Origin of the sequence: Lacimicrobium alkaliphilum, assembly GCF_002591895.1 — a bacterium.
GTDB classification, from domain to species: domain Bacteria; phylum Pseudomonadota; class Gammaproteobacteria; order Enterobacterales; family Alteromonadaceae; genus Lacimicrobium; species Lacimicrobium alkaliphilum.
This window is the reverse complement of sequence record NZ_NISX01000028.1, coordinates 1-13177: the sequence shown is the minus strand read 5'-3', so window position 1 is coordinate 13177 and position 13177 is coordinate 1. Positions and strand designations below refer to the sequence as shown.

The 13177-nt window shown below is 51.7% G+C and carries 11 protein-coding genes; 9 read left to right on the top strand and 2 right to left on the bottom strand.

The window, feature by feature from the left end; genetic code table 11:
* Positions 1–47: 47 nt before the first annotated feature.
* The 5 genes from CDA54_RS18720 to CDA54_RS18700 all read left to right on the top strand — a co-directional run bounded on the left by CDA54_RS18720 (position 48) and on the right by CDA54_RS18700 (position 5114).
* Positions 48–1538 (top strand): DUF3336 domain-containing protein, encoded by a 1491-nt coding sequence (locus CDA54_RS18720; protein WP_099036574.1) that lies wholly within the window; start codon positions 48–50, stop codon positions 1536–1538.
* A gap of 679 nt (positions 1539–2217) precedes the next feature.
* On the top strand, positions 2218–2427 hold the full coding sequence (locus CDA54_RS18715; protein WP_099036573.1) for a hypothetical protein: 210 nt from the start codon (positions 2218–2220) through the stop codon (positions 2425–2427).
* A 161-nt stretch (positions 2428–2588) separates the two neighbouring features.
* The gene (locus CDA54_RS18710; RefSeq protein ID WP_099036589.1) at positions 2589–3329 is read left to right on the top strand and encodes an alpha/beta fold hydrolase; all 741 of its coding nucleotides are present in this window, start codon (positions 2589–2591) and stop codon (positions 3327–3329) included.
* A gap of 8 nt (positions 3330–3337) precedes the next feature.
* Complete coding sequence (locus tag CDA54_RS18705) at positions 3338–4261, top strand: sensor domain-containing diguanylate cyclase (protein WP_099036572.1); 924 nt, start codon at positions 3338–3340, stop codon at positions 4259–4261.
* Between the two features lie 151 nt (positions 4262–4412).
* Positions 4413–5114, top strand: a complete 702-nt coding sequence (locus CDA54_RS18700; protein WP_099036571.1) for a hypothetical protein — start codon at positions 4413–4415, stop codon at positions 5112–5114.
* Between the two features lie 9 nt (positions 5115–5123).
* Here the strand turns inward: CDA54_RS18700 and CDA54_RS18695 are convergent, their stop codons facing one another.
* Positions 5124–5582 (bottom strand): gamma-glutamylcyclotransferase family protein, encoded by a 459-nt coding sequence (locus CDA54_RS18695; RefSeq protein ID WP_099036570.1) that lies wholly within the window; start codon positions 5580–5582, stop codon positions 5124–5126.
* A gap of 248 nt (positions 5583–5830) precedes the next feature.
* Here CDA54_RS18695 and CDA54_RS18690 point away from each other — a divergent pair, with 248 nt between their 5' ends.
* The 3 genes from CDA54_RS18690 (at position 5831) to CDA54_RS18680 (ending at position 11596) form a co-directional block, all read left to right on the top strand.
* Positions 5831–6394, top strand: a complete 564-nt coding sequence (locus CDA54_RS18690; protein WP_099036569.1) for a hypothetical protein — start codon at positions 5831–5833, stop codon at positions 6392–6394.
* Between the two features lie 149 nt (positions 6395–6543).
* On the top strand, positions 6544–7431 hold the full coding sequence (locus tag CDA54_RS18685) for an EamA family transporter (protein WP_099036568.1): 888 nt from the start codon (positions 6544–6546) through the stop codon (positions 7429–7431).
* A gap of 256 nt (positions 7432–7687) precedes the next feature.
* Positions 7688–11596 carry a chitinase N-terminal domain-containing protein gene (locus CDA54_RS18680; RefSeq protein ID WP_099036567.1) on the top strand — a complete coding sequence of 1303 codons (3909 nt, stop codon included), beginning with the start codon at positions 7688–7690 and terminating at the stop codon, positions 11594–11596.
* 290 nt (positions 11597–11886) lie between these two features.
* On the opposite strand, the gene ubiG is transcribed toward CDA54_RS18680, so the two are convergent.
* Positions 11887–12654, bottom strand: a complete 768-nt coding sequence (ubiG, locus tag CDA54_RS18675) for a bifunctional 2-polyprenyl-6-hydroxyphenol methylase/3-demethylubiquinol 3-O-methyltransferase UbiG (RefSeq protein ID WP_099036566.1) — start codon at positions 12652–12654, stop codon at positions 11887–11889.
* Positions 12655–12752: 98 nt separating this feature from the next.
* Between ubiG and CDA54_RS18670 the strand changes: the two genes are divergently transcribed.
* Complete coding sequence (locus CDA54_RS18670) at positions 12753–13124, top strand: DUF2237 family protein (RefSeq protein WP_099036565.1); 372 nt, start codon at positions 12753–12755, stop codon at positions 13122–13124.
* Positions 13125–13177 lie beyond the last annotated feature (53 nt).

Below are 13177 nucleotides of genomic sequence, written 5' to 3'. Positions count from 1 at the left end.
ATTGGCATTAAATCGGTATCATCAATTAACCATGCAGGCAGCAGCAAATGGCCAACAACAAATCTTTACACCAACTTGAGCAGGCAATAGCCGGGGCACAAAGCTACCAGGAATTCCTGCAAGCCAGCCTTGAGCATGATCGCCTCTCTGGTGCCGACGCATGGAAAGCAGAAGATAAATCCCGCGATTATGATTACAAACTGATCAGAAAACGTGTGCAGCGGATGAAAGACGCCCGCGCCGGCAATGATGCCCCGGCCCTGATGTTTATTCTTCATGAAGGGATTCACGGTAACCTTGGCAATATTGCCAACCCGGATCTGACCCATTCGTGCAAAATTGGCACTAAAGTGCTGATCCAGGACTTCCTCAATGAAGTCTGCGCGGCACTGGATTTTATCTACGCCGCCGATGAGGCCGATATCGACTTTCATGAAAAACTGTCGTTTTTTGAAGAAACCTCCTTTGCCTATGGCCAGAGCTGCCTGATGCTAAGTGGCGGTGCCGGATTAGGCTTTTTCCACTGCGGCGTGGTGCGCTCGCTGCTCGAACACGATTTGCTGCCTGAGGTGATCTCCGGCGCCAGCGCCGGCTCCATTATTGCCGCGTTGGTGGCCACCCGCACCGATGCGCAACTGATGGAAATGCTCACCGCTGAATCTATTTATCAGCGCTTCCAGAAATGGAGCCTCTGGCGCGGTCTGAAAAAAGGCAGCTGGCTGGATAGCACCAACCTCGAAAACGCACTGATCGAACTGTTTGACCTGATGACCTTCGAAGACGCCTATAACCTTACCGGGCGTAAGGTCACCATTACCGTGTCAGCGGCCGATTTACACCAGTATTCACGTCTGCTGAACGCGAAAACCTCACCTAATGCGGTTATTACGCAGGCTGTGCGCGCCTCCTGTGCCATTCCCTGGGTATTTGATCCGGTGCAGCTCAAAGCCCGTAATCAGGCCGGCGAGATCGTGCCCTATATTCCAAGCCGCCGGTTTGCCGATGGCTCACTGATGGCCGATATGCCCTTTGACCGCCTGGCCCGCCTGTACGGGGTTAACCACAGTATTGTCAGCCAGACCAACCCTCTGGCGGTGCCATTTTTATCGCGCACCAAACAGCACAGCAAAGGCCTGTATGCGCTGACCAAAAAACACCTGGTTAACCTCGCTAAAAGCAACGGTGTATATGCCTTTGATGTGATGGAGAACCTGATACCCGGCAAGGCCACCAAGCTGGGGATCCATAAACTGCGCTCCATTATTGACCAGCAATATGAGGGTGATATCAATATTCTGCCAGCACGCAGCCTCGGCAGCTTAAAACACCTGCTCACCAATCCTACAGAAGAGGGGCTTAAAGAGCTTATCCGAGCCGGTGAACGCGCCACCTGGCCACAACTGGATCTTATTGAGCGCAGCACAAAGATCAGTAAAACCTTTAACCACTACCTGAAGCTGCTGAAACAGCGTGAGATACGGATACTCTCAGGCAAAGAAGAAAAACCCGGGCACAAGCTGGCCAATACGGGAAGCTAAAGAACTGGCGCGCTGTTTTTCTGCCTGCAGACAAACAGCAAAATAGATCTGACATCGGAGACACCTTAACCGGTCTCCGATAGAGTATTTGCTGCAAAGAAAACACAAAGTAGGGCCCGACTGCGGCCCTTTCTTAACTGTCACCCGCACAGTTCCCTCTGACATCCGCCATAAGGCACAAACAGTGAAATTTTCCACCTTCAAACAGCGCCCTGCTCACACTCACTAAAGCGCCACCGGCCAAGGGTATCTGACTGAAAGTCATGCCTGAAAACCTAAAACAAGGAAGCCTTTCGCCCTTGAACACGGAATCCTTTTGTAGATCACAGTGTTATGCACCAAAGGAAGTATTGTGAGCCAGAATTGGGAAGAAAAATTTAGACGCTGAGCTACCCCGTTATCGGAGACAGAGCAGCAGAAATAATTATGTCTTGACGAAATATCTAGCTGTTCAAATGATGTGGTTGGGCGGAGGTGAGCACCTGTGTTCTTTTTATTCAGGGCAACGAGCTTGCCCCATCAGCTAGTGAGGTCAATCCAGGGGGCTTTGAATAAACATCTGCATACAGCGTCAGTTCTGGATTTGTGTACGGTGGCAATCACAGGCACAATCCAGCAACTGGTAAGAATGCTAGTTAAACAAGCTCCTCCTCAATAAACGAACTGAAAAGAGCAGTAAATGAATAGCACAGCAGACAAACCCGGACTTTCGCCAGCCATTCGCATTTTAATTGGTATTGCAGGCCTGCCTTCAATAGTGCTTGGATATATGCTGATCGCCACCGCACTACAGGGAGGAATAGCGGACATTGGCGCATTTGAGCTGGTGTATTCGCTGGTTGGCGTAGTCGCCCTTTATATTGTCATCACAGGAAAACGGCTGTTCTGAGTTGGTGAATGCAATCACCAATCAAAATAGAGTTGTCCTGACTCAGTCAGCTTGGCTATAGTGTGACAGCATGCCGGGATTATGGGGTAAGAGTATTGGATCAGAAGGATATTGCCGATCGCAACAATGTGCGCTTTATCGGCAAGGGTGAGCGGCTTCTCATGCTGGCACACGGTTTTGGTTGCGATCAGAATGTATGGCGGTTTATGACGCCAGCATTCACCTCAACCTATCGGGTGCTGTTGTTTGATTATGTCGGCAGTGGTCATTCCAGATTAAGTGCTTTCAGTGTTGATCGCTACAGTTGTCTGGAAGGTTACGCTCAGGATGTACTCGACATTTGCGAGGCCTTTGATCTTCAGGATGTCAGCTTTATCGGCCACTCGGTCAGTGGCGTGGTGGGCCTGCTGGCGGCTCTGGAGCAGCCGTACAGATTCCGCGAGCTGGTGATGCTGGGCCCCTCACCCTGCTATCTGAACCTGCCGCCGGATTATCAGGGTGGTTTCTCCCGTGAAGATCTCGAACAGCTGATGGATCTGATGGACAAGAATTATATCGGCTGGGCGAATTATCTGGCACCAATTGTCATGGGCGATGACGCCCCGGATGAACTGACCGGTGAGCTCTCGGGAAGCTTTTGCTCCACCGACCCGCTGGTCGCCAGAACGTTCGCAAACGCTACCTTCTTTTCCGATTATCGCCATATTCTGCCCCGCAACCGCCATCCAACCCTGTTGCTGCAGGGCCGGTCCGATGCACTAGCCAACCCGTCAGTGGGCGAGTATATGTATCAAAATATGCCCGGCAGTCAGTTGGTGACCCTGGATACTGAAGGTCACTGTTTTCACATGAGTTACCCAAATAAGGTGAGCGCCGAGGTACTTGCCTTCCTGTCACGGTAGGGCCTGCCATGTCATACGATAAACACTGGGTGCCGGATAACTTCCCCTGTGCCTGCCTGGTAACAGCAAGCTCTGATCACCAGGGTGGGCGGCAGTTGCAATATGCCAACGCTTACGCCGAAAAAATGCTTGGCAAATCCCGGCAGTCCCTTGTCGGTCAGACGCTGACGGATCTGCTTACACCAGCCTCAAATATTATGTTCGACACCTATCTGCTCCCCCTGCTGTTACATGAGGGAGTGTGTGAAGAAGTCATGTTGGATATTCAGTGTGCAGAGGGACAGGTGATACCAGTGGTTGCCAATGCAACCCTTACCGATGGGGAAGAAGGATATATCTACTGGAGTCTGTTTAACGCAACCCGGCGCAATCAACTGGACCAGGAGCTCATTCGGGCCCGTCGGCAACTGGAGGAGCACAGTGAAAAGCTGTACCAGTTGTCCGTCACCGACGAGTTGACCGGCCTGGTCAACCGCCGACAACTCAAGCGCCGGGCGGAACAGTTGCTCGCCCAGGCAAGGCGGAGTCAAAGCCCGGTTTCCGTGGCTGTGCTCGATATCGACAACTTCAAGCAGGTGAATGACACTGAAGGACACCTGGCCGGCGATGAGATACTGAAACGTTTAGCCGACGTATTGCGTGAGCATGCCAGAGCGTCGGATGTCGTAGGCCGTTATGGGGGAGAAGAGTTCTCCTTTGTGCTGCCGGATACCTGTGAATCGGACGCGCTGATGTTCGCCCGCCGGTTACATGAGCTGGTCGGCCGGATACAGATTGGCGGGAGGCCACTCACCATCAGCATAGGCGTAGTCTCTTCGGAACAGCTTAAGCAAAGTATAAATTCCTACGAAACACTGTTTGAACTAGCTGATCGCGCAATGTATGAGGCGAAAGAAAGCGGGCGCAACCGAACACTTGCAGCCCGGCCTTAGTGGCTATTTTGATGCCCGGTAACAAGAGAAAAACAAAGTGACAGCCTTGCCTACAACCTTTTACAAATTGACGGGGGTCGATTAACAACTGATACAGATAACAGCCCTTCCCTTGCCTAGGATAAGAGCCAATTCATCAACGAGGCACCCCATGTACAATAAAATCACTTCAGTGCTGGCCCTGAGCCTGCTTCTGGGCGGCTGTGAACTTGACCTTAACAGCGGCGGTAACAAAGAAGATCCCGTTTACAGCTTTGACTTTGAACAAAGCGACCACGGCTGGAAAGCCGGTTTTTCTGATTATCCGCCCGATGATCCTGACATCTATGAACTGAGCTCAGGCCTGAAACACCTGCCAACAGATAGCCAGAAACAAGGCTTTATGCTGTCTGGCCACAATCGCAGCGACGACTTGTTTATGTACATCAAAGGCCAGTTTACCGGGCTGGAACCAAGCAGCCGCTACCAGGCAGATATCAGCGTTAACTTTCTGACCAATGCCGGCGAGGGCTGTATGGGTATAGGCGGCGCCCCCGGTGAAGCGGTATGGATGAAATTCGGTTTCGGCGAGCAGGAACCCATGCAGGCAGACTATTACCTCAATCTGGACAAGGGCGTACAAAACAATAACGGTAAAAACGCCAAAATCATCGGCGATATTGCCGCCAAAGACGCCAACTGTGAAGGCAGTATATATGTAGAGAAGGTGCTGGCCAGCACCGGCGACAGTCGCATCGAATTTACCACCGGCAGTGATGGCAGTATCTGGTTGTTTGTAGGCACGGATTCCGGCTTTGAGGGTAAAACCACTTTGTATTACGACAAGATTGATATTCAGTTGAAACGATTATGAGTCTTTGGATTACTCTGAAATCTCGTCGGTAATCTCCAGCAGTACCGGCTCCATCAGCCGGTATACCCAGGCTGACTGACCATTTTTCAGCGTCAGTTCAACCCGCTCATAGCGCACTCCCAGCCTCTCGTAGCGATCCAGCGCCCTGAGTTCATCGGCACTTACGCTGATTACCTGTCCCCGGGTAACTGCCCCGTCCGCAGGTTTGATATCCAGCGCCTCTTTACGAAAACCGGGCAGCTCGGCAGGCTCACTGTTCCCGGCGCGCCCCATCACCAGCCAGCGCACCCAGGGCTGGGTGAGCGTGCCATAGACAAATACAGAATAGGTGGCGTCTTCGTCTACCACCGGCAAATTAGCGGGTGGGCTGTAGCCAAAGGAGCTGGCAAAGGTCAGCCACAGGTAGCCTACCCCTAACGCAAGGAGGGTTAACAAGGCCACCAGGGTATGTCGGATTGATTTTCTCATCAGGCTCGACCTCTTCAGCACTCGTACTATAAAACGGTGACAGATCTTTTATTCGAATACAAATTCCCGCCCTGAGCTTTTACCCGCACTCAGCGGTTAAGGTATCTGGCGACTGTATACGGGCTTACAACACCGCTGTCACCTTAAAAGCCAGACTCTTTCTGTTTGCCAGCGTACAGACCTAATCACTTTCATCAGACAAACTTGAATTTCCTCCTCTCATGCAGGACATCCTAAGGAGAAATATCATGAACGACTATTGCCACCACGTATCGGGATTTTTCCCCCTGCGCGACGAAGCCCAAAGTGCACTTTCAAGGATGGTCGAAAAAGGCTTACCACGAGAAAAAATACAGATATTCTCAGCCAATTCGGCTTCAGTCTCGTCGGCACAGGAAGCCAAAAGCGATGCCGCGCTAAAAGATATATTAGTAGACGGCGCAATAGGTACCGCTGCGGGTACAGGTATCGGTGCGCTGGGCAGCGTAGCTTTGGCGGCGTCCAGCGTCACGCTGTTTGTCGCCAGTCCGCTGGTTGCTCCACTGATGCTGATCGGCTGGGGCGCGAGTATTGGTGGTTTAATCGGAGCCGCAACGGGCGCCACAGGCTCACCAGACAGCTCCGGAAACAAGGAAGGCTCGCTTTCAGATCTGGTCAAAGATGCAATCGCAAACGGTCAGGTTGTACTGGTGGCTAATACCCGCAGCGAACAGGAAACCGCAATGGCAAGTGAAGTCATCGAAGATTCAGTCGGCAAATACAACGACACCAACGTTGAATCACCCTTTGAGCCGACCAGTCAGCCCTTTTAACGCGCCTTAAACACAGATTAGATCCCCGTTGCCATATCAACTACGCTGATCCTGTTCTCAGTTCAGCGCCGGATTAGAAACGAAAGTTGAGGATCGACGCAATGGTCTTACATTCGCCATCGACAAGCAGATGGATTCCATCATACAAAATGGCAACACTATTTGTCGTCTTAGCGGCACTGTGTTGGGGGCTATCTGGCGGTATTGCCGCGATTCTGATGGACAAAGGATGGAACCCAAACATTATCGCATTATACCGTGGCGCGGTCGGGCTGGTTTTTGTTCTTATCTGGCTGACTGTGCGCCCACAGGGAAACGGTCTGACAAGCATCAAGTTATGGGCATGGGCGAGCATCGCCGGCCTCGGCGTTGCCGGTAATTTTGTTTTCTTTTTCATCAGCATTGCCCATGGCGGCGTGGCGGTTGCCGCTACGCTAATGTATAGCGCACCAGTATTTGTCTATATTGCATCGTTTTTCTTAAGGTTTGAAAGTGCCACACCGATGAAATGGGCGGCGATCGCAGTAGTGATGACGGGAATCGTATTACTTACAGGTATTTACGATATTCGCGCGTCCGCTGTCACGCCGGTTAGTGTGGGCGCCGGGCTACTATCCGGATTGTTCTACGCGGTATTTATTTTCGGTTTTAAATCAGCCGCCCCACACGGCAGCCCACAAGCCATTCTGACGATAGCATTTTCCTTACTCGCCGCCATCCTGATCTGGCCGGCTAATATTGACAATATCATTGCGGTTATAGGCTCTCAGGTTTGGTGGCTGTTTATCCTGCTTGGGATACTTGGCGCGGGGGTGTCATTTATTCTGTATATTGCGGGGCTGAACTATACAGCGCCTGCCGTCGCTTCAGTTGTAGCAATGGTGGAACCGGTAGTAGCATCGCTATTCGGCGTGCTGATTCTGAATGAGCATCTGGACGCTCTGCAACTTTGTGGCATGGCACTCATTCTGGTCGCCGTCACTACGCTTAGCATTTACTCGAACGCCCGGCGGTTTTCTTTCAGGCAAGCTAATTGATATACATCCACTAGTTGCTGCGAAGCCCATGCGCCCCCAACTAACATCAGGCTCCTGCAGCCATAACTCCGGTAATGTTACCTGCCAGAACTCTGATCCATAAGGCCTACCAGCACACCCACAAACGTTAATTTTTTGTTTCTTTTATGTAAAATATTTAGTCCAATTATTTGACTAATAGGTGAGCATATTCTAGGTTTATGCAACTTTGCTGACTGCTGTACAGCAGTTTTCCTTAACACCGAGGGCAACTAAGATGAAAAGAGCACTCCTTACTGCAACCCTGCTCAATGCCGCGGGCTTGTTGTTTGCACCCAGTATCCTGGCCGCACCAGGCACCCCCAATATAGCCTGGATGGAGACCAGCTATGGCGCTCCGGCCCAGTACACCATCCAGTGGAATATGTGGTGGGGCAATAATGGGGACACCTGGTACCTGCTGGAAAATGGCAGCGTCGTTCACACTGGGAACCTTACCCCTAACGGCAAGAACGCTCAGTCAGGGCAAACTCAGATTAGCCAATCCAGTGGCGGCAGTTACGCTTATCAGGTGAAGTTGTGCGATACCTCAGTGACTCCGGAATCATGCACTCAGAGTAATACAACCACCATCAGTGTTTCAGGCGATGCGGTAAATCAGCCGCCTGTTGTCAATGCGGGCAATGACCTGAACACAGAACCAGGCAGTCCGGTGAATCTCAGTGGCAGCGTTGAGGACGATGGCCTGTCTGGCCCACTGGATATTCTCTGGACACGCCAGTCTGGACCCGGCACCGTGACTTTTGGCAGCGTATCTGCCCCTTCAACCACCGCCACATTCAATACAATCGGTACATATGTCCTGAGGTTAACCGCAAATGATGGTGAATTCAGTGCTTTTGATGATGTACAGGTAGTGGTGGCGGATGCGTTACCCAACCAACCTCCGATAGCCGATGCAGGCAACGATGCCAGCGCATCGTTAGGTCAGCCATTGACATTAACTGGCACATTCCAGGATGACGGCAAAACAAGCCCTGTCACCCAGATCTGGAGCAAAGTTTCCGGTCCCGGTATTGTCAGCTTCAGTGATGCCAGTTCCGGCACCACCCAGGTTACCTTTGACGCAACAGGTAGCTATATATTGGCCTATATGGTGAATGACAGCGAATTCAGCGACAGCGATCAGCTCACCGTCACGGTGACCGACGGCCCGGCGCCGGAAGCCCCTGCCGCACCCGCTATTGCCTGGATGCCCACCGATCTCGAACTAACCAATGGCAGCGTAGATGTAACTATCAGCTGGAACCTGTATTGGGGGAAAAATGGCAATCAATGGCGACTGCTTAAGAATAATACCGTAGTGCATAGCGCGCCACTTACCGCCAACGGCAATAGCGCGCAATCCGGGCAGCATACCGTAACCCTGACCCAGGGAGGCAGCTATGATTTTGAAGTGGCACTTTGCAATGTGGTCGGCAATCAGGAAGCCTGCACTGGTAGCAGTGCCACAACCGTCACCGTTGCGGGCGGCGGAGGCAACCCCGTATTGACGTGTGGACCAGGAACCACTTCGGGACTATGTCTGCCCAGTCTCGATGATCAGATCGATCTCTATGTTAAAGGCTGGCCCAACACCCTGGCCATGGGCACGCTGGTAAACAATGACCCTGCTGACAATGCTGAACTGGCAGCCTCTCAGGTCAATGCAATCTATCAGTTTACCGGTAACGACGGGCGTGGCCAGTTGCTGACGCCAGAGGTTACCCGCCAGACCATTACTCAGGCCAGACAAATTGGCACACAGGTACGCCCTGTGCTGGTGGCCAACACTGCTGACGCCAGTCAGAGTCAGGATCTCGGTTCAGAAGATATTCTCAACTACAACAATCTGGTGATCCATTACCGCAATCTGATCCGTCAGGCAGCACAGATGCAGGTACGCAAAAATTCCAGTCACGAACATCCGGCAACACTGCTGCTCAACACCGAGTTACTAGGTCAGTGGTTTGAGTCTCCAGGCACTTTTACCAGCCTGTTTGGTGAACCAGACAACTGGACAACGGTTCAGGTACAACAGGCTCTGCAGGAAGCCATCAGTCTGGACAGTGGTTATCAGGTTGAAGACAACAACGGCAATCTGCATAGTCTCGGCTCACTGTATAACCTCAATGAATTACAAAGCGAAGCCGGGAGTTTGCTCAGCGACAACCTCAAAGGCTGGGTTCAGTCACAGCACTTTATTCTTAAGCGCTTTAGTCCCGATATACCTTTTGCGTGGGTAGTTAATCTGGAAGGCAATACCAACACCAGCAATCTGCGTTCAGAGTACTCTGGCCTGCAAGCTGTATGGAATGGCGCCTCTGAGCCGTTTGCCGCCTTTCTACTCGAATTGGGTCTGTTTGATGACGCTGACCTGCGCCCGGATTTTCTCGCCTTTGACAAAGGCAACCATGACGGCTTCTCACCTGATGGCAAAGAGAAACATGCGTTTGGCCCACGTCAATGGCAAAACTATCTGAACTATGTGCGCCAGATCACCGAGTATTTCGAGGTACCTGCAATGTTGTGGCAATTACCAGGTGGTCACCTCGCCACGACCGGCGAATCTATCGGCGACTATGATCTGGCGAACCATTCGGCCAGTGCCGGCAGCTATTTCATGGGCGATAAGAATATTGGTGCCAATCTCTCAGCGATTCGTCCGGAGGTATTGAATATCCCTCTGGATGCGCAAACATACGGCTCAGCCACCAGTGTTGGCGCCTTACTGAATCAGGAGAATGAACATGACTGGGGTACCAGCCAGTTACGCCATGCCGCCTATGCAAATGTGTTCGCGATTCTGTGGGGCGGCCCGACCAGTACATCGGTGGTTCCCGTTGGCAACCATAATGACAATGGCTGGCTGAAGAGTAAAATCGTCGCCTATCAGAATCATGGCGGCGTACCACTCTACCACGTTGCAGGCCCCACAAGTTCCACACCATTGACCTCTATTGAGGCATTGAATGCCGAACTGGAAAGCATTGAGACCTTAGTCAATAACGAGGTATTTCTATACCAGACACCGTCAAATTCCTGGATCCCCTCCACTGTGTACAAATGGGGAGATTTCCTGCAGGCCCTTAACGCCATGCATAATCAGGGTGTCGGGGACGTGAAGTTCTGGCTGATTGACGAAAATACCGATGAAGCCACCAACATTCTCTACGCAAAGGTCGCCATTGCCGCATTCCTCGCACAGAGTATGAAGGAAACCATCCAGTACAATGCCTGTGATGAAAACAACTGGTCAATCAACACCGGGGATCCGGTTAATTACCCCTTGTCTTCTTCCTGCGGGCAGCTACAGCAAAATTATTCAGACTATGGGGTCAATCCTGCCACTGGCAACGACTACCCCTACTCGTGTCCGGTGAATATGAAAATGGAGATGACTGCGAATACCCATGCCAAATGGTATGGCGCACCGGCACCTCTTTTTGTAGCCCCGGACGCCGTGCTCGAAGAGCTTGGCTTGCTGGTAAACGGCAATGTAGGTAAATGGAACTATTCATCTGATTGCAGCAACCAAACCGGTACACCGGACCTTAACAAGCAAGCATGGTTGCGCGAGGAGTGCAAAGTCTATGATGGTCAGAAGGCTGGCCGCTTTGTCTGGGACGGCAGTGCCGGTAAATCAGTGGAAGGTTGTGGCTGGTGGGGTCGCGGAGTGATCCAGACCACCGGGCGCTTTAACTTCGGTAAGCTTAATCACTTCCTCGGTCGCAGCCATGTGGATCCCGCTCTGGAAGGCCAGGTAGTGGAAGGCATGGAAGTTATTGGTGCGCCCGCCAATCCGCTATACAGCGATATGGATTTGTGTCAGAACCCCGGGTTGGTATGCAGTACCCAGGAACACAAGGAAATTAAATGGATTGCAGGCCTGTTTTACTGGATGAATGAAGTACAGGGTTACGATAACACCGGTGGCCCCTATGAAGGCTGGAACTACTATCAGGAACTGAAGGCCTATGTCGAAGGGGGCCTGCAGGGCAGTGGTTTTATTGACGATATCTCGGGTATTGTCAACCGGGGCTGTCCCGACAGCACATGCCCCATCAGTGGGCCGGTAGATGGCCTGGCTGACCGCAAAGACAACTTCTTTAAAGTATTAAGAGCAATGGGGCTGGACCCCCAGTAAGCGCTTAGAAGCGCGTGAAGGCTCACCCGGCCGTACCGGGTGAGCCTTTCTTTTTTGTATTCTCTCTTATGGTTATTGGCTTTTCTGCCCTGCCCCGCTTTTTCCTGCTTCTTTGCAAAAATCGCAACCACTACTTCAAGTGTGCTGAACCTGACTCAGTTTATGCGCAGCCATCACAAGTTCGCGAGTTAACAGACTGCTCATGGCCTGGCCGGTGCCTTCAACCGGTTATGTATTCTTGGCGCTACAGAATCTGGCAGCATTAACAAAACAGCACAGGATAAACGCTGCTAAGGTGATTTGGAGTACGCCTGAATATAATTCACCGCTTCATTCTCTGCGCTGTACCATTGACCGGAAAAAATATTGTACTTCATGCCGGTACTGGCAATCATCCTGGCTCCATGAGTCTGTGCCATGCGTTCCAGCTCTTCAGGCCTGACAAAATAACGCCAGTCGTGGGTCCCCCGTGGCAGGTAGCGCATCACATATTCTGCGCCAATTATGGCAATCACAAAACTTTTAATCGTTCGGTTTAATGTTGCCAGCAGCAGCATTCCACCTGGTTTTACCAGCTGACAACATTCTTTAATTAACTGCGCCTGGTCAGGCACATGCTCAACCACCTCGGCGTTGATCACCACATCGTATTGATTGCCTTTTGCCAGCAAATCCTCTGCAACCCCATGGCGATAGTGAATCCGCACCCCTTCTTGTTCTGCATGGTGCTTTGCCACCTCAATACTGACGCCACTGGCGTCAATCCCTGTAACCTCTGCTCCTGCCTTAGCAAGAGGCTCTGCTATCAGGCCGCCGCCACAGCCCACGTCCAGCACAGACAATTTCTGCAAAGGCATCGCTGCACCCTCAGCGCACCTGAAATAAGACACAATGTGTGCCAGCATCCATTCAAGCCGGGCACGGTTAAATTCCAGAGCTGTCTTATATTTACCCGCTGGGTCCCACCAGGCCTGTGCCATGGCGTCAAACTTAGCGATCTCTGCTGGCGACAGGTTGGAATCTTTGGCTTTGGGTGTGAGCCGACTTTTGTCTAACATGATAATCTGCTTAGCAATCTGAGTGGTAAGAAGGTGTCAGACGGATCACAACACCCTTTTCTTACAGGTATACGCTAGAAACAGAAAGAGGGATTAATATGGCCAACGCACGCAATGTTTTCGGCAAACCGCTTCAGTTATGCTGCGGCAATACGGGCTTCACCCGGGAAGGGTTTTGTTACGTGCCCAAGAACGATTTCGGCAATCACAGTGTCTGCGCCGTGATGACCCAAGAGTTTCTTGAGTACTCAAAGGCACAGGGAAATGACTTGATGGCAGCCAACCCAATGGCTGGCTTTGCCGGATTAAAACCAGGCGACCGCTGGTGCCTGTGCGCAACCCGCTGGTTGCAGGCTGAACAAGCCGGTGTCGCCCCAAAGGTCATACTTAGTGCAGTTAACCAAAAAGCACTGGATGTGATCCCCCTTGAGACCTTAAAGCGCCATAGCACAGAGCAAAATCAGGAGTAAGTAAGGCAGCAACCATTTTAGGATCAACGTCTCTGAATAATCCTCTAATCAGC